The following is an 18,534-nucleotide window of genomic DNA, read 5'->3' on the forward strand; positions in this document are numbered from 1 at the left end:
AGCTTAGTAAACCTGACTTGTCAATTGCTTGACGGTTCGTTTCTTTTACCCAGTCTTTTCATACTCCCTATATATAATAAGGTGTAATCCAAAACCGCTTCTTGTACTACTTGTCTGTTTATGTAAAATCTTTCAAAGAACTCTTTCTTTATGTTTGCTAAGAGAAGCGATTTCTCAAAAGCGAGTGCAAAAGTACTAACTATTTTCCATTCCACCAAATTATTCAACAAAAAAGTTCGATAAATAGCAGCTTTTTAACAGTTATAAACAATTAAATATCCATTTTGTACAGCTATACCTTATTTTATATTATTAAATATTTTTGCTAGTTTATTTTCACATCATTTCAGAAGTTGCCGACAAAAACAAAATGAATCCGATCAAATTATGAGGCTAAATATATTGCATGCATCGAAGAAAAACATGTTTACATATTTACTATAGTTCATGTTTTCATATTTCATATTTAATATTTACTTGTGCACTAAATTACATGTTTGCAAACTGCCATGTAATCATGCAAACATGTTTTCCAAAGAGTTATGGATAAAAAATGAAATATAACAGCATATATATATATATATTCACAATCCTTTTAACAGTTTAATATCAAGACATTTAACTATATCATCTGTCAATTCAAACAGACGCATAGATATAAAGATAACAAAATCATGAAAACACAAATCCAAGTATGCATGTAGGAATATTTTCAAGTATTCATGCTTTCATGTTTACATGCATACGATAAACATATATAAACCGTGAGCCATATAAATATACTTCAAAGATTACTTATAGAATGAGAAAAACCTATAATATGTCACTCATGCATAACGACTTTCATATTTACAGAATATCATGAAAACATGTTTGCGGTATAACATGTTTTCATGTATATTTATGAAACATTCATACTATATCTTAGACACCTGTTTTCTAACATTTTAACTCACATAAAACATAAGTTAGAACTTATTCATGAAAACATGTTCGTTAAAAAACATGTTTCCATGTAAAAAAGCAATTTAAAATTTGGCTATTTCAAATTAATAATGTATCTTTGCACAAAAATGAATAATTAAAAGTCAAAAACATGGAAAATAAACTGAAAATGATTTTGGCTATCGTCAACAATAAAGGAGGCGTAGGCAAAACAACAACAGTGCAAAATCTTGCAGCAGGAATGTTGAGAAAGGATAAAACATTAAGAATCCTTGAGATAGACTTGGATCCTCAATGCAACTTGACCCTTTTAAATCATGCACCAGAAGGGTGTGCTACTGTTTTTGAGTCAATGATCGCATGTAAGGGATTACCTATCTACAAAACAGAAACAGGTGTATATTATGTTCCTGGCTCTGCAAAGATGCAGGATGTCGATCCTTTTCTTCAAAACACAGGTGCACCTCGTCAAGTGTTAGGCGCATGCATCAATAGTGACTGTATTGATTATACAGGTGAGAGCATAAGTAATCCAATAGATTACTTTGATTACATCTTTATAGATTGTCCTCCAGCAATGTCGCTATCTACTTACAACGCAATGGTGGTGGCCAGTCATTTGCTTATTCCTGTCCAGATGGAAGGCTTGTCGGTTTTTGGATTGTCCGCAGTTCTTGCAGCAATGAAGGAAGTCAAAGAAGGTCGTTTTGCATTGAATAAAGATTTGGAATTGTTAGGGTTATTGCCAGTTATGCTGGACGAGAGACCTGTCATTGTGCGACAAGCTTTATCAACTCTACGTGAAAAATATAAAGAAAAAATTCTAAAACATGGTGTTCGACGCTGTATCAAGGTTAATGAGGCTCAAACAGTAAAACAAGATTTGTTTCATTATGCCCCTTATTGCTCAGCCGCAATAGATTATGAATTGGTAATTAAAGAATTGTTTAATTTTAAATAATTAGGAAAAATGGGAAAGGATTTTCGTGCAGCCTTTAGTAATATGAATAAGGCAGTTCGTCCAGGCGCAGAACAACCTGTAGAACAACCTGTTATGCATAATATTGAGCAACCGGCAAAACAACCGGCAAAAAAGAAAAAAATGAGTCTGGCAGAAAAAAGAGCAACCATGCATGCAGTTCAGACATATCTGTCAGAAGAAGACTTTAAAGAACTGATGCTGATTAAACTTAGCAGCAAAGGGATGAATTATGAAGAAATCATACGTGAAGCAATAAGATTGTACATACAAGTTAAGAAAAACGAGTCATAAGAGACAACCATAATTTAAAATTTTTAGACTATGGATCAAGTTTACTTATTTGGAAGCTAAAAAACGGGATTTCGACAACAAAAAAAAAATCATTGTTTATACTAACAGAAATATCAATATGACAGATAAAAAAAATGAAATAGCAAAGAGCCATGTTGATGAGCAGTGGATAAATACTCCATTTAGTTTCACCAAGATAGACAAACAATGCACGCTTTCCCAGCAACATATATTGTTTTGCGTAAGTTCACATCTACAAGAATACGTTACGAGATACTTCAACGAAAAGCGTGAAAAAGGAAATCTACGTTCAGACTATATGTTTGAAGTAGATAAAGAACACGTTGCCATGAATGTACCTAAAATCAAACTTAAATTGAGTGAATTAGGTATAGAATCAAGCCACTATAAAGATCTGCGTAAAACTCTTAAAGAACTCCTAGACTTTAGTGTAAGAATCAAAATAGATGGCAAAGCCGTTATTCAGCACGTATTTTCAAACATAACAGAAGATATTGTGACAAACGGCTATACAAAACAGGGAGTATCATACGATAGGTCAAAAGGAGAGGTCGAGTTAAAAATTGACCCAGTTGTTGCCAAATATGCATTTGACATGAGCCAAGGCTTCATTCATCATATAGCCTTGATTGCGCGATATGCTAGCCGACTTAACACTCCAAGAATATATCTCTTTCTACTGCGTCAAATGGGCATAAATAAAGGCAAAATGACCATAAAAGTACCTTTCATGCAACTGAAAGAATATTTAGGTATGGCTAAAATAGCTGAAGACGGAACAGTAGAGGAAGAACAGTATCCAAAATTCTCTCAATTTAAGAAACAAGTATTGGATGCAGTACAAGAAGATTTTGCAAAACTAAGTAAAGAAGACAAAATTGATATAATGTTCACTGATTGCACACCAATATACAAAAGGGGACAAACAAGAGGTAATCCTGAAGCTCTGGTGTTTAAAATCAAAAGAACAGCTTTGGGAAAAGCCCATATCAATGGCAAGATATTGGATAGGAAAGGACTTCCTAAAGCTAGCGGAACCAAAGAACCTGTTGTAGGTGACTTGTTTGCTCATGTTGTGAAACCTGAAAAAAGCAAGATCCAAATGGAAAAGTGTGGGGAAGAGCAATGGAATGAATTTCTATCAAGAATAATAGATCCTTCCCAGACAACATTGCTCAGTAGGGTGAAGTTCCTCGGCATGAAAAATCAAAGATTCTGCATACAGGCTTCACAAGAAGATTTTCAATTACTCAAAACTCTGGGCGTAGAAAAGATAGCTCAAGAGTTCTTCAATTGTGTTGGTTCATTTGCTCCTACTTTCTACCAAGGATAATCCAAACCAAGAGTCGCAGACATTAAATACCATGTCTGCGACTCTTTTTATATCTACGAAACCATTTACCTAATTATACATAACTTCCTCATTATTAACACGTTAAGAAATTTAAAATATAAACTTTAGAAACGTAAGATATCAAAAGACAAATATTTATATTATATATCTTGCTGTTTATCAATGTGTTACATTCATTCAGGTAAATAGTATCGTAGATGTAGTAGCTTTTTAACTACTTATATCTACGAAACTATTTACCGAACATTGCTTATCTTACTGATATTAAGGCAATTATCATTATAATAATTTTATAATTAAAATCACAATAACTATGAAAAAGTATATCAACGAGTAATATGTAACTCCTTGGTATTATGATAGTTACAAATTTAGCGTAAATGGTTTCGTAGATATAAAAGATATCGCCTACATTTTATTATCGAAAAGCACAAAACATAGTTAACCAAATCTTTTTAAACTATCATAATCTACGAAATCATTTACCGAAAATATTATAAGTGTTTAATCTTCAGTACTTTAGGTATAATCTTTTAAAACAAAAATTATTTTTATAATTAGAATTTACTTAAATTATTTAATTAGGGATTCTGTAATGTAATGAAAACCAGTGAATTAGTAGATTACAAGTAAACGGTTTCGTAGATGTATGTAAACAGTTTCGTAGTTGTTGGTAAACGGTTTCGTAGATATAAGTAAACAGTTTCGTAGTTTTTTGTAAACAGTTCCGTAGATATTACTGATTTTGGATAGCTTTTCTATTATTATCAGAGCTGTGTAGAAGTCTTTTGAATATGGAAATTATTCTGAGAAGTATTTTGGTTACCTGAATCTCAACCTTAAATACATCTACGAAAGTATTTACTTATAACTATGTAATGATTTGATATACAGATGTTTATATATATAATAGTAAAGTAGTTTTTTAAAAAACTATAGTGTTGGATATCATGCATGAAAAGTTTTGTTAAGTTTGTATTTAGCTAATTTTCAACGTATTAACTAATTTGAGGTAAATGGTTTCGTAGATATTAATTCGTTTAAGTTGATTAACCGAAATCTACGAAACCGTTTACTTTATTTTCGTAAAGTGCTGATTTATAATGCATTATGTCTGTTTCTTAATTTTCTTCTTTATTTATAAGTTTCAACTATGTTTTTATAATCTTATGACTTTTGTAAGTATTTGATACTTAATAGGTTAGCCGTGATAAGGTAAATGGTTTCGTAGTTATTGGTAAATGATTTCGTAGATTATGGTAAACAGTTTCGTAGATATAAGTAAATGGTTTCGTAGTTTTTAGTAAACAGTTCTGTAGATATTCATTTCTATAGTGTTATATCCATTAATATCAATCTTTCCTATATCATCTATGATGAGTTAGCTTCAGCTATAAATATTGACGTACAGACATGCTTACATGCAAACATGTTTAAATGTTTACATTAAATATGAGTCATTAGTTCCTGGCGTATCCTTCTGATTTTGCAAGAAAAGATATCATATCATGCTCTTTTAATAAAATAGAAATTAGTTTTATGGTATTTTCTTTTGGTATTTCTCTTATTTTCATTACCTTTGTCACTTGAAGCAACATATTATGTAAAATTCATGGTTAGAAGAAAAAGAAAAAACAATAATATGGGCAAGCGATTATGCTATATAGCCTTCGGTCTTGTCCTTACTTTTATTATCGGATTTGAAGCATATCGGATGATTTCATCTTATTTCATAAGGAGAGCATCTGATAAGCAATGGCCTACCCACGATCTTACCACTGGCGAATATTCTGGCAGCTATGATGGAATTGACATCTCGCGTCATCAGGGCAGAATTCATTGGGATGAATTGGGTAAAATCAAGCGCTTGCAATTTATCTATATAAAATCTTCAGAAGGAACAAACATTCAAGATCCGTGGTACGAATCGAATATCAAGAATGCCAGAGAAAGAGGCATTCCTGTAGGATCTTATCATTTCCTTTCCAAGGCTCCTGCAGCCTTACAGTTTGAAAATTTCCGTTCCGTATATGATAAAGATAAGCAAGACCTGCTCCCCGTAATAGATGCAGAGGATGATGGTACAAAGGGAATGAGTAAAACAGAGATTCAACTGTTATTAAAAACTTTCTGCAAACTTTGCAAGGTTTATTATGGACATACACCTATTATATATTGTAGCGAGAGTTACTTCAAGGATTATCTGAGTCCAGAATTCGATAATTATTATCTTTGGATAGCCAGCTATAATCACGAGCCTGTACTACCTGGCAAACCTCATTACGACATCTGGCAATTTAGTCGCCATGGAAGAGTACCGGGTATTTGGAATTGGGTGGACCTGAATAGATTTTCTAAAAATAGAAGTATAAATGATATCAGACTTAAATAAACTTCAATAAGAAGATTACGATTACTATTACGGATAACAACATGAAAACATGTTTCTATGTAAACTGGAAGTTGAGAGAGAGGAGATGGGAGCTCTCACTATTTATGCTATGTAGCAGAAGGGGCTCACATTTTTTCTGTGCTGGCCAGTTCCTAATAAATAAGGATTTCTCATTTCCGATATTCTTCGTACCTTTGCACCCGAATTTGAATCATGCGGAAAAATATAAGAGAAAATGAATTATAAAATGATGATGGCAATGGCTGGTTTAGGCATTGCTTTACCGATTTCAGCTGATACGGCATTATCGGACAGCAGCAAGGTGTTCGATATTGACGAAGTAGTGGTCGTATCACAGCCAAAGGAGGTGTTGCGTCTCCGACAGCAGGCACTCAGCAGTACATCGCTGAGTAGCTCTTTGATGAAAAAGATGGGAGTATCCGATTTACGTGATCTTTCCCTGTTTGTTCCTAATTTTGTGATGCCAAATTATGGTAGCCGTATTTCTTCCTCTGTTTATGTCAGAGGAATAGGAAGCCGTGTAAATAGTCCTGCTATTGGTCTTTCTCTTGATGGTATTCCGGTGATGAGTAAGTCGTCTTTTAATCTCCACAATTACCAGTTGAGTAGGGTAGATGTGCTTCGTGGTCCACAAGGTACGCTTTATGGTCAAAATACCGAGGGTGGATTGGTCAAGATGTATTCCCGTAATCCCTTCGATTATCAAGGTACAGATATCAGACTTAGCTATGGTAGTAAGTATTTTCGTAATGTAGAAGCAGCTCATTATCAGAAGTTCAATCAGCATGTAGCTCTTTCTCTGGCAGGTTTCTATGAGGGTCAGAATGGTTTCTTCCGAAATACCAATACAGGCGACCGCTCGGATCAATATAACGAAGCGGGAGGCAAGATGCTCCTCAAGACCCGTTTTGATTCGGGTTGGAAGATGGATGTACTTGCTAATTATCAGTATGTTGACCAAAATGGATTTCCTTATGGAAAGCTTGATTTAGAGACGGGGAAGGCAGACCTTCCTGCTTCTACTTTCCCAGGAACGTATCGGAGAAATAACCTGATAACAGGTTTGAAACTGGGATATACCGGAAAGGGATATGATTTTACTTCTGTTTCCAGCTATCAGTATGTCAAGGACCGTATGTTGATGGATCAGGATTATCTTTCTGCCGACTACATGCATATCCTACAGGAACAATTGCAGAATTCCTTTACCCAGGAACTCTCCTTGAAGAGCAACAAGGCAGTGAGAGACTTCTGGCATTGGACAGTAGGTGGCTTTTTCTCCAAGCAATGGTTGAAGACCAACGGTCCGGTCTTTTTCGATGATGCGATGACTGCTCCGATTGGCAATGCAATCCAGCAGCAGATGTATACTGCCATTCATGCTTTGATGGTTAAGAAAATGATGGCGCAGGGATTGCCGGAAGTGGCTGCCAAGGCTGCTGCCAGTGCTGCCATTGAGAAGGCTGGAGGCATCAGCATGGGTGTCAGCATGGGTGCTCCTGGACTTTATCATACTCCGCAGACCAATCTCGGTTTCTATCATGAGAGTAATTTTGATATTACTTCCCGTCTGGTGGCAACACTGGGCTTGCGATATGATTATTTGCATACGGGCATTCATTATCAGTCGTCTGCCTATATGGCAATGACAGCAAATATGATGGGGCAGAAGGCTACGTATACGCTTAGAAGTGCTCTGGATGAAAAGACGAATGATGATTACAGCCAGTTTCTTCCAAAGATTGGTATTACTTATCGTCTTGATGATCAGCAGAGTAATATCTATGCCACTATCAGTAAGGGTTATCGTGCCGGTGGCTATAACATTCAGATGTTCAGCGATATCCTTCAGACGGAATTGAATGCCAATCGTCAGCAGGCATTGCGTGGTGATTACGATGTGCCTCATACTGCCGAGGATTATGAGAAGGTGAACCAGACGATATCATACAAGCCTGAGGTTTCATGGAATTATGAAGTAGGTTCTCATCTCAATCTCTTCAATCATGCTCTTCATCTCGACCTGAGTGCCTTCTATATGAAAGTAAGGAATCAGCAACTCTCAGTGATGGCAGGCAACTATGGATTTGGTAGAATGATGGTGAATGCCGGCAGGAGTCATAGCTGTGGCATTGAGGCTGCTTTGCGAGGCCAACTTGCCAATGGTCAGCTCGACTGGATGTTGAATTATGGCTATACTCATGCTGTCTTCGATGAATATACTGACGGTGAAGGTGAGAATGCGGTTAGTTATAAAGACAAGCGTGTGCCATACGTTCCGATGCATACCCTTTGTGCCATGGCAGACTATCGTGTTGACTTCAACTCCAGTTTCTTGCGTAACATGGTTTTCGGAGCAAACGTAAACATGCAGGGCAAAACCTATTGGGATAATGCCAATACCTATAGTCAGGATGTTTATGCCGTATTGGGTGCTCATGTTGCCTTCGATTTCGGCATCCTGCAATTGAACTTATGGGGCAAGAACCTCACAGACACCAATTACAATACCTTTGCTGTAGACAATGCCGCAACCGGAAAGCGCGAATATTTTGCGCAGCGTGGCAATCCATTTCAATGTGGTGTAGATTTGAGTTTTCGATTTTAGATGATAATTGTCTCAACTCACTAAGAAACTATTTTTGCAGTAGAAGAAAAGACGCTCTGCAAGACAAAAGCATCAGAATGATCATGCTTTTGCTCTTGCAGAGCGTCTTGTTTATGATTCAATGGATTTCAATGATTATTTATTGAAACCGGTTATTTCTACGTATGGTGCCTGACCTCTTCCGTCCTCATCGCGATAAGATACCTTGATTATCTTGCACTCATCCGGCATCAGACTGAAGTAGTTGTCGCTGTAGATGACAGGCAGTATCTGCTCACCATCGCCACCCTTCAGGTTCAAGCGAATCAGGAGGGCAGGAACATTGCCAGTATTGCGGATCTCAACTTCTCCAATCCACTCTTCACCCTGCTGAACGAAACGCTTGCCGCTGATGGCAACGGTTGCCTTAGGGAGTTTGGAGAGTGCCTGAAGGTTGTCTTCTTCCTTGCCTTGTACATAGAAGTTGTCTGAAATCATCTGGCTGTTCTGCTCCAGGCTCAACTTGATGTAGTAAACCTCCTCATCCGGTTCGCTAACGCTAACGGCATCTACGGTCTGGTCTTCACCCACGTTCACTTCCTTGCTTTCTTCCTTGAGCAGCTTTCCGTACATATCAAAGATCTGAGCCTTGGCAACCAGACCATTCTTGGCACCACCAGCGAAGTTAACCACCTCGGCAACCTTCTTCACTGGGTTATACTGAATATGCAATGGTTCGCAAGCCTTCTTCACACCAAAGTAAGCGGCTGTTGGCTCAAAGTAGTAATCGTAGGTACACCATACCATGCTTGGCCAGCAGGCATGACTCATCCAGATGAGCAAACCGAGACGGTCTTGCTGGGAAGACTCGTACATCGCACGGTAGCCATCATAGTTGAGCCACTGTGCCCACTTGGTAAACTGCTCTGCACTCTGAGGTTTGCCATAACGCTTTTCCATGATGTTGTTGAAAGATTCACCTCCCTGAGCCCCCTTCAATGTATAATCATGCTGTCCCCATGCATCGCTTTGTGGCCACAGATGCTCCGGTTCCATCATTCTGCTCAACGATTCGAAGGTAGGAACATTCGGCATACCTCGCTCTGAATGCAACTTATGACTCTGGTTAGCGAAGTAGAATGAAGGCGACTTCATCTGATAAGGACCATGTCCACTCACACCCAGGTCGGCTGAGCTAGGAATATATCCCAACTGTGGATGGATATCCTTCACCTGTTCTCTCAATACTTTGTCAATTGCTGCCGGAGGGAATCCCTCGTTTCTTCCGCAGTAGATGCCGATGCTGGCATGGTTGCGGATACGGGAGATGTAATCAGCTGAGTTTTCCAGGAACATCTTGTTGTCATCAGGATCTGGTCCGTCCCATGGGTTAGCCAGCCAGAAGTCCTGCCATACCATGATACCATACTTGTCGCATGCTTCATAAAGTTCCTCATCGCCAATCTGACCTACCCAGTCGCGAATCATGTTGTAGTTCATCTCCTTATGATAACGTACTGCAGCATCATATTCACGTCCACGATAGTTGAGGTTGGTTTCCGAGAATCCCCAGTTACCGCCCAGTGGGTTCAGTCGTTTGCCATTGATGTAGATCTTGGTCTGTGTCTCCAGGTCAGCATAGCTCATCTGTCGGATACCTGCCTTATAGGTTACCTCAGAAATCATTTCGCCGGAAGCCTTGTCTGATACCTTGAAACCGGCATCATATAAATAAGGTGAACCATAACCGTTAGGCCACCAGAGATTCATGCGCTGATTCTTGAGCTGTGGATAGTCGGTAGGAGCGAAGGAAACCTCACGCTTCTCGTTTGGCTGCAGACTAACTTCCTGCTCAAATTTGATCTTGCCGATATAACCAGCCAGTTTCACTGTCTTAGCCACGGCATCTGCATTCTGCAGGAAGACAGATGGGGTCATTGATGCCAGGGTGTCAGGCAAGTTTAGGGTTGATGTAACCACAGGATCCGAAACACTTACGCCATTGTCATGGGTAAGATAGACATCATTCCATATACTGATTTCACGACCTGGTGTATTGGTTATCCAGTCCCAGCCGATAGAAGCGTGGAAGGTAGGGTTGTCAGCACCCAGCTCTCCACCATTCAGGTCAGTGTTCTGGAGATTTTTCTGCTTCACAACGCCAAAGTGAGCATTTTTGACGACATGTACCTCCAACTTATTGGAACCTGATTTCAATTTCTTGGTTACGTCGATACGAGAGCGGATAAAGGCACCATCAATTCTACCTATCTTTTCACCGTTCAGTAATATATCAGCCTTCCAGTTGATACCATCGAAGTTGAGATAGGTATGCTGCTGCTTGTTGGAAGACGGCTTATGTTCGATGGTGGTACGATACCAGAAATCAGAGTTGAAGAACGATTCAGAAATCTGACGCATGTTGTCATCGAAGCGGTTATCAGGCACTGCCCCGATATTCATATAGCTGGTGAGTACAGTACCAGGCACAGTAGCCTGAATCCAGGCATCACTTCCTTCTCGGCGCAACTGCCACTGATTGAGCATCTGCTTGCCATTCTTTGAAGCCAGCGTATTGGCAGTTTCCGCACGCAGGCCACCCTTACCCATTACCTGCATTTCAGACAAGGCATAGTGTCCGGATGCATCCGGTTCGGTAAGCTGCAGTCTAACATATCTGCCATGACCTTTGCAAGCCACCTTTTCTATCAACCCTTTCTTTTTTTGCTGTCCCAGGGGTGCAATATCGCTCCAGTTCCTGGCATCATTGGATACCTGAATCTTGCCCTGGCGAGCCTTGTTCACCCAGAAGAGATTCACCTGGTCGAAGTCTGCCTCTGTGCCCAAATCTACATAGAGCCACTGAGCTTTGGCATCTGTTTTATTTGCCAAGCCCGACTTCCAGACGCTGGAGAAGTGCATGGACGGGCGCCATGAAGTGGTGTTGTCGATGAGTTTGATACGCCACCAGGCAGCACCCGGCATAATCAACTCGATGCGTACATGTTCGTAGTTGCCAGGTTTCTTCAGCGGGATGGAAACATTCAATTTTCTAAGTGGGAGTTTCACTACGTCCTGGAACTTATTAGGGTCGGAACTAACCTGCTGCTTGGTAGCAACACCAGGAAGGTCAGAACCCTTTTCTTCTCCCAGGACTTCCCATTTCTTTCCATTGTGTGAGCCCATCACACGAATGGTATAGCCTTGCGAAGCCTTATTCTTATAGAAAGCCAGTTCACCGGTAAATTCCAATTTCTTGAGATTCACCTTCATGGCTTCCCAGTTAAACTCTACAAATGCATTTTCACCTTTGATATATTGGCTCGTAACCGTATTGCCGTCAATCATTTTCTCCTTGTCACGGTTGGACAGTTCGCCCTCATTGGTTTTCACACTGAGGAACGAAGGAGCTTTACCGGTGATGATACCGTCCGTTACGAGATGTCCCGTAAGGTTGAAATCTGCATTGGATGAAGTATATACCATTCGGTTCAATGCTATGTTCCGATAGGTGTTGTCCTTCACCATTCTTGGAGCCGTAAATTGAGAAGGGCGTCCAGGATATTGTCCGATACCCCTTGTCCCGGCTTGATCATCAGCATACATCATGCTTAAGGATTGGCTAAGTAAGGCCATTAACACAACTGCTTTTTTCATTAGGTTATTAAAATAATTATTTACTACATTTTTAGCTTTATTCTGCAAAGTTACAAAAAAAATGCATATCTGCTGATTTTTTATTGCACTTTTATGTTTTATTTCATCTTGCAGTCGGGTAAAACTTCCATACATCTCCTGCCTTCAGCAGTCTTGAGAATGCAGCCAATGGTCTTTCTGCCTATGTTTCTGTTTATAGGAACCAGATCCTTGTTGAGTACTTCTACGTAGTGAACACCGGAGTTTGGTACATCCATAGGGAGGGTACCCTCAGCTTGCATCTTGGAGTGTTCGAACTTTGACAAGTCGTCAAATCTTACATAGCGGTTTGACTTGCCGTCGATGAAACCTACACATACCGCATCGGCTTCTGTAGCAATGGAAGCAAAGATGAGTTTTTCGCCTGCATAACGCTTAAACTCTCTGCCACGTTCCCGCTGCAGCAGTTCGGCCATGGAAACCTTGCATACCCTGCCGCTCTCGTATACCAGGATGAGCCATCCCTCTTCTTCGTCTTCGTGAACGGCGAGCTTCAGTCGATAGTCTTGCCAGTCATCGTCATCCAGAACCTTATATTCATCGGTATCCATCAGGCAGATAACGGCTGTGACCGGACGATAACCTTCCTCATAGTCGTGGAGCACATTGTTGCGGAAACGCGAGGTCTGGATATGGTCGGTGATAGGAGCCGATTCCACGAGTCGGCTGCTGTTCTTTGTCTCCTTTTCATGTGGAGTTGGTTCGGCTGTTGAAGCCGGTGCAGAGGCAACAGCCAGATGCGGAATATGTTCTTCAGCCCATTGCTTTCTGATGGCGAGGAACTTATCTCTATAGTTCTCGTTTACCTTGCGTGCTGAAGTTCCCATACGCTCAAAATATTCGCAGCCCACAGAAATTGGGGTAGGGCATGGTTCGATGTCGATGATGAGCACGGCGTTGCTTACTTCCTCATCAAAGTGGGTATGCACATAGTGGGCCCCCTCCTGTCCGAGATAGTAAACCATTTTGTTGTTGACGTATGTTTCATATTTGTCTCTTGAACCCTTGAAGAGCGTATTCTTCAGGTCTTCTTCCAGACCCATTTCGTAACCGATATCTGATACGCCAAGATACAGATGACCGCCTTCGGCATTGAGGAAGGCACAAATTTCCTGCATGATCTTGATGGTCTGTGCCTCGACATCTGCTCGCATGGAATTTTCCGGGTAGATGATAGAGGTCTTGAATTCGGTATGGAAGTCTTCCTTGCCATAGTTCTTCTTGTTGGAAGAAGACTTCTGCAGCTTCAGCAGCGCACGGATCTTGTCAAGAATATCAACCGCCTGGGTGAGCAGTCCCGATTTCTTCACGAAGTTGTGGGAGAGTACGAGCGATGCCAGCTGCTGAAGATGTGGATCTTCCGTCAGGCTGCTCCAGCGATAGAGTTCCTCGTAATGTTCCTCACTGTCCAGGCAGCCGATGATGCGCAGCTGCATGAAGTCATGGCGCAGGATGGCATTGCGTTCAAAGAGTTCCGGTTCTGTCTCTGCGATAAGATTGATTTTCTTTGTATCCACCTTGTCCAGTGCAGCAAAGTCGTTGAGGAGTTCCAGCAGGGTAAGACGGCTGTCGTAATAGCTGACGCGCTCCTTGCTGTCCAGCATGATGGCTAGTAAACGGCAGAAGTTGAGATAGTTGTAAGCCTTGATGTTGTCCTCTTCCAGTGTTGCCTTGGCATCGATGATTCCCATCAGTTCGGCTACGTATACCGGATTCATGCTGACGGCATTTTCCAGTTCATCTTTTTCTTCCTTAGGGTTGTATACCTCGTTGTTGGCATAGCCGCGCATAAGCTGGTGGAAGGCTTCGGTAATTCCGAATCTGCTTTCAGGAGATTCCCGCAGGAAGGTGGCATAGAGGTAACCATTGCTTCCTTCCGTGATGTTATCCACCTCTACTATCATGCCCTTCTTCAGGTCGCTGAGTTCCATGCCGGGAGCTGGAGCCACGGAGACAGAGAAACCTTCGCTGCTGACAGCCGGAATGCGAGGCACGCCCGGCACCTGGTTAGACAGCAGACAGGTGAGACGGGAGTTGTAGAAAAGGTCGTTTACTCTCACGTCGTCTTCATATTCCGTTATCATGTCGTGCATGGCAAAGACATAGCTTCCGTCACTCTTTATGTCCTTTACATAGGCACGCAGCATAAGTGGCATTCCCTGATATTCAAAGGATTGGATATTGATTTCTCCAGGGTAGAAAGATACCACATCGTTCAATACATCGAGTGTACCTTCTCCCTCGCAACCATCTTCTACCACCTTACATTCGAAGACGTATTGTGCGGGCAGCTGTTTGGTAACGATGATTACGGTTTCATCGTCGATATAGAGTTTTCTGTTCTGCTTCTTGGATGTCTTGCGTTTTTTGGAGAAGAGAGAGTGGTTGATATACTCCCAGAGTTCCTTATAGTGTTCGATGGTAGTACCCACCTTGCCTCTCAGTTTTACCGGTGGCTTTTCGTCAAGACGGATGGAAAGACCATGCCAGAGTCCCATTCGGGCAGAAAGCGGCATGTAGAGATTATCCCTGTCAAGGTCTTTTGGCTGGATGGTGATGGCCTGCTCGTTGACAGAAAGCAAAGCCATGTCACTCTCATATTTGGCAGGTTCAAAACTTTCTACGGTATCGTTGTTCTGTGAGCAGAGCATATTGGACAGTACGAAGGCATCATCACTGTTGAAAGGCAGGGCAGCATCAAACTCTGCCTGGGTAAAGAGTGAGAGAAAAGCTCTCTGCAGGGTCTTGTTTGGATCACTCACGTTCATCAGTGAAACCAGTCGGTAGAGAATGGCCTGATTCAGTGAAGTATCGTAAATCTTGTGGGTGGCATTTCTGCCCAGTATCAGTTCGATGATGAGTACCTGTATCATCGTCTCCTTAGTGGTTAGGTCGCTGGAGAGTCTGTCGGTCTGATTATAGATATTGTCTACGTATCCCTGCAGCAGTTTGAGCCATTGCATCTGGAATGGCTTTCTGTTCCATAGGTATACTTCCTGGCTGCGAAGGGTAGCAAGGATGGTATCGATATGCTTTTCCATCATTGAGAAGTCGAGCATGAAGATACATTGCATGATGCAGAACTGCTTGCGTGGATGATAGATGTAGGCGCAAGTAGAGAGGGTAGAAAGTATATGGCTGATGGTATCCTCTGCCGTTCCGTTTCTCAAGATTTCGATGGCTTGGATATAATAGGATATCAGTTCGATGATATCCGTGAATCGTTGTTCCAGCAGGATGCGCTCGGCTTCCTTGCAGCGTGGCAGAAGGCTCTCGCTTTCAAGGGCTTCCAGGCAACGGGCATGGATGTTCTGTAGTTGTTCTTGTAGTTCGTCCTGACTCAGACTGCTGGAAATACCGGTTATCCAGCGCAGGCATTCCAGGTCGAAAATGTCGGATGGGGTATCTCCGAGCATCAGTTTTCTGAATTCCGGAGTATTCCAGCTTTCATTGCCGATGATATCGCAGAAATCCTTGTCGGAGAGTGAAAACTCTGATTTCTCGGCGCCGAGAACATCTACCAGTTGTACTTCCATCTGTTTCTGGCGGATTTTGGTAATCCTGCATCTTACTCTTGGGGTAAGAGCTGCATTGATGACGGTATCTCGTTTTAGTATGGCTGTAAAACCGTATTGATCTTCCAGATGATAGCAGTCACCTATGGTCAGTTTTATCTTGAAGTCTACCTCATCGTCTTCTTTATAATATTGCCTCATGAGGAGTTCTATGTTCTGGGCAATGAAAACTTTGCCCAGGTGGGTGGTTACCATCAGGCAGTTGAGGGTTTCTGGCATAGGTTGCCTTCTCTGGAAGTCAATCTGTGCTACTTTATAGATTCTATCTTCTACTTCGATGACGAATTTATGTTCTTCTTCATCTATTCGCAAAACCTTTGCAGTTATATTCCTGTAGTTGTTCATAAATTAATAGTTTTGATATGCGCTGCAAAGATACAATAAAAAACGGACTTTTCTTCCTTTATTTTCTGTTTTTTTCTTCCTCTTTCCCTCAGAGGAATAGAAAATGTGTCTATGATAACGAAAATGATGATTATCTACCCGGATATGTGCTTATGTTGCATGAAAGCAGGTATATGTTGTCTTTTGATGGTAAGAAAGGTAAATAAAATGTTCTATATCAGCGGCATAAATTCATAAAAAAACTTGGTGAAATCAAGAATTATGTGTATTTTTGCAATTGTAAAAAGTTTAAAAACTAACACTGGATAATACTAAATGGTGAGAGTAAAACATATATTATGGTTGTTTTTGGTTTCTTGGACGTTGATAGCTTGCCAGCAGGAAAAGTATGACAGAAGCGGGGACGATACGAACAGCTTGCTTTCCATTGAGGATTCGATGGAGGCTAACCCCCGGTTTGTCCGTCAGAAAATAGATGATGGAATGAAGAAGGCTCCGGATAGTCTTACCTATTATGAATATATGTCCAGACTGGGCAAGTTCTTCGTGCTTTCTTCTTCGCCGGATTCCATGCCCCTATACATCAATCCGGTCGTAGCCTTTGCCGAGCATCAGCCGGAATCTCCTCGCCGAAACAGTCTCCTGGCTTATGCCTACAATTGTCAGGCAGGAAATTATCATAACTATCATAAGAAGAGAGAAGATGTCATCACGCTCTATCATAAGGCATACGAACTGCTCAGGAACAGCGATTCCCCAAAGTTGATGCCGGATGTCTGTGCCAATCTGGGAGATGCCTATGTCTTCGACAACAACTTGCCCCAGGCTGCTCTTTGGTATCGAAAGGCGCTGTTCATAGCCGATTCTCTCCAAATGCCGAAGGAGCAGACCGCATCCCTGTATATGGGTCTGGGACGCATCTATCTGCTGCTGGAAGACTATGAGGCAACCGTGAAATGTTATCAGCAGACCGAGAAGTATTTTTCTGATCTCTCGCTCAACCTGCAGGCTTATTTCCTGAACAATTATGGTAATTATTATTACTATACCAAGGATTACCATACTTCTCTGAAGAAATTTCTAATGTTGATGAAACTGCTGGAAAAACACGACAAGCATGAAACCTTCAGTATGTATCTCTGCAAGCTCAATCTGGCAGATGTCTATTTGAATCTCAATCAGTTGGACTTATCAGAGAAGTATCTGGATGAAGCCGAGAATTACATGCGTAAGAATGCCGATGAGAGTGCCATCTACTATTGCAATACCATCCGTATCGGACTGGCAGTAAAGAAAAAAGATTGGAGTGCCGTGAGCCGGATACTGGCAGGAGAGAAATCGGAGGACCAGATGGACTTCTCGTTGCGCCAGATTCGTCATCAGTATCTGGGAGAATATTATGAGGCTAAGGGCGACTATCGCCTGGCTTATCATATTATGAAGGCAGATGACCTGATGCAGGATTCCCTGGCACACAATCGAACCCATATGCGCTCCGTTGATATCATGCAGCGTTTTGCCCAGGACACCCTGCAGCTGCATCATCGCATAGCTATAGAACATAAGAATGTGGAGATCCAGCAGGCTAGAAGTTTTATCTATCTGATTGTGGGCATTCTCTTGGTTCTGATTCTTTCTGCAGCCTTGTTTGTGGTTCGTTATCGCAGAAAACAGGAGGCGGCTAAGCTCAATATCATGAACCTGAAGCTGAACAATGCCCGCAACCGCATCTCGCCTCATTTCGTCTTCAATGTCCTGAACAACAAGATAGTGAAATCTGATAAGAAGGAGGCAAACGAATTGCTTGAATTGACCAAGCTGATTAGGACCAACCTGGACATGTCGCTCCAGATGCAGACGTCTCTCAGGAAGGAACTGGAATTCGTAAGACAATATGTGCTGGTAGAGAGCAAACTGATAGAAAATGACTTCAAGTTTGACGTCCAGATAGACGAAACCATCGACCTGGACAAGGTGATGATACCGTCCATGTTTGTGCAGATTCTGGCAGAGAATGCATTTGTGCATGGCCTGAAGGGATGGGAAGGCGAGAAACGCCTCACGATACAGGTACAAAAGGGACAGAAAGAGGAAGTCCGTATCACGGTAGAGGACAATGGACCTGGGTTTGATGCTACCAGGATGGCACTTCAGCATCGTACCGGACTCAACATCATCCGCCAGACCATTGCCATCGTGAACGAACGCAATAAGAACAAGATAATTTTCCAGATGCATAACAAGGTAGATGCTGATGGAAAAATCTTGGGATGTCAGTGTACCTTTTTTATACCTATAAATATAAAATACTAAAAAATAGTCAGA

8 protein-coding genes are annotated in these 18,534 nt (G+C 41.4%); 6 read left to right on the top strand and 2 right to left on the bottom strand.

The window, feature by feature from the left end; all coding sequences use genetic code 11:
* Positions 1–1,096 precede the first annotated feature (1,096 nt).
* The 5 genes from F7D73_RS05775 to F7D73_RS05795 all read left to right on the top strand — a co-directional run bounded on the left by F7D73_RS05775 (position 1,097) and on the right by F7D73_RS05795 (position 8,614).
* Entirely contained in the window at positions 1,097–1,906 is an 810-nt protein-coding gene (locus F7D73_RS05775) for a ParA family protein (protein ID WP_153122970.1), read from the top strand.
* A 9-nt stretch (positions 1,907–1,915) separates the two neighbouring features.
* Positions 1,916–2,218: a hypothetical protein gene (locus F7D73_RS05780; protein WP_153122971.1), complete on the top strand. Its 303-nt coding sequence runs from the start codon at positions 1,916–1,918 to the stop codon at positions 2,216–2,218.
* A gap of 118 nt (positions 2,219–2,336) precedes the next feature.
* Positions 2,337–3,572 carry a replication initiation protein gene (locus tag F7D73_RS05785; RefSeq protein ID WP_153122973.1) on the top strand — a complete coding sequence of 412 codons (1,236 nt, stop codon included), beginning with the start codon at positions 2,337–2,339 and terminating at the stop codon, positions 3,570–3,572.
* 1,633 nt (positions 3,573–5,205) lie between these two features.
* Complete coding sequence (locus tag F7D73_RS05790) at positions 5,206–5,985, top strand: glycoside hydrolase family 25 protein (protein ID WP_228117645.1); 780 nt, start codon at positions 5,206–5,208, stop codon at positions 5,983–5,985.
* Positions 5,986–6,220: 235 nt separating this feature from the next.
* Positions 6,221–8,614 (top strand): TonB-dependent receptor, encoded by a 2,394-nt coding sequence (locus F7D73_RS05795; protein WP_153122975.1) that lies wholly within the window; start codon positions 6,221–6,223, stop codon positions 8,612–8,614.
* Between the two features lie 135 nt (positions 8,615–8,749).
* On the opposite strand, the gene F7D73_RS05800 is transcribed toward F7D73_RS05795, so the two are convergent.
* On the bottom strand, positions 8,750–12,250 hold the full coding sequence (locus F7D73_RS05800; RefSeq protein ID WP_153122977.1) for a glycosyl hydrolase 2 galactose-binding domain-containing protein: 3,501 nt from the start codon (positions 12,248–12,250) through the stop codon (positions 8,750–8,752).
* A 98-nt stretch (positions 12,251–12,348) separates the two neighbouring features.
* Positions 12,349–16,209 (bottom strand): AlbA family DNA-binding domain-containing protein, encoded by a 3,861-nt coding sequence (locus F7D73_RS05805; RefSeq protein WP_153122979.1) that lies wholly within the window; start codon positions 16,207–16,209, stop codon positions 12,349–12,351.
* A 315-nt stretch (positions 16,210–16,524) separates the two neighbouring features.
* On the opposite strand from F7D73_RS05805, the gene F7D73_RS05810 reads away from it, so the two are divergent.
* Positions 16,525–18,522 carry a histidine kinase gene (locus tag F7D73_RS05810; RefSeq protein ID WP_153122981.1) on the top strand — a complete coding sequence of 666 codons (1,998 nt, stop codon included), beginning with the start codon at positions 16,525–16,527 and terminating at the stop codon, positions 18,520–18,522.
* Positions 18,523–18,534 lie beyond the last annotated feature (12 nt).

The sequence above is a fragment of the Segatella copri genome, from assembly GCF_009494395.1.
In the GTDB taxonomy this organism is placed as follows: Bacteria; Bacteroidota; Bacteroidia; order Bacteroidales; family Bacteroidaceae; genus Prevotella.

What these genes read in the sequence shown, in the direction of transcription:
- F7D73_RS05775 (WP_153122970.1), top strand. Translation starts at nt 1,097, where the DNA reads ATGGAAAATAAACTGAAAATGATTTTGGCTATCGTCAACAATAAAGGA.
- F7D73_RS05780 (WP_153122971.1), top strand. Translation starts at nt 1,916, where the DNA reads ATGGGAAAGGATTTTCGTGCAGCCTTTAGTAATATGAATAAGGCAGTT.
- F7D73_RS05785 (WP_153122973.1), top strand. Translation starts at nt 2,337, where the DNA reads ATGACAGATAAAAAAAATGAAATAGCAAAGAGCCATGTTGATGAGCAG.
- F7D73_RS05790 (WP_228117645.1), top strand. Translation starts at nt 5,206, where the DNA reads ATGGTTAGAAGAAAAAGAAAAAACAATAATATGGGCAAGCGATTATGC.
- F7D73_RS05795 (WP_153122975.1), top strand. Translation starts at nt 6,221, where the DNA reads ATGAATTATAAAATGATGATGGCAATGGCTGGTTTAGGCATTGCTTTA.
- F7D73_RS05800 (WP_153122977.1), bottom strand. Translation starts at nt 12,250, where the DNA reads ATGAAAAAAGCAGTTGTGTTAATGGCCTTACTTAGCCAATCCTTAAGC.
- F7D73_RS05805 (WP_153122979.1), bottom strand. Translation starts at nt 16,209, where the DNA reads ATGAACAACTACAGGAATATAACTGCAAAGGTTTTGCGAATAGATGAA.
- F7D73_RS05810 (WP_153122981.1), top strand. Translation starts at nt 16,525, where the DNA reads ATGGTGAGAGTAAAACATATATTATGGTTGTTTTTGGTTTCTTGGACG.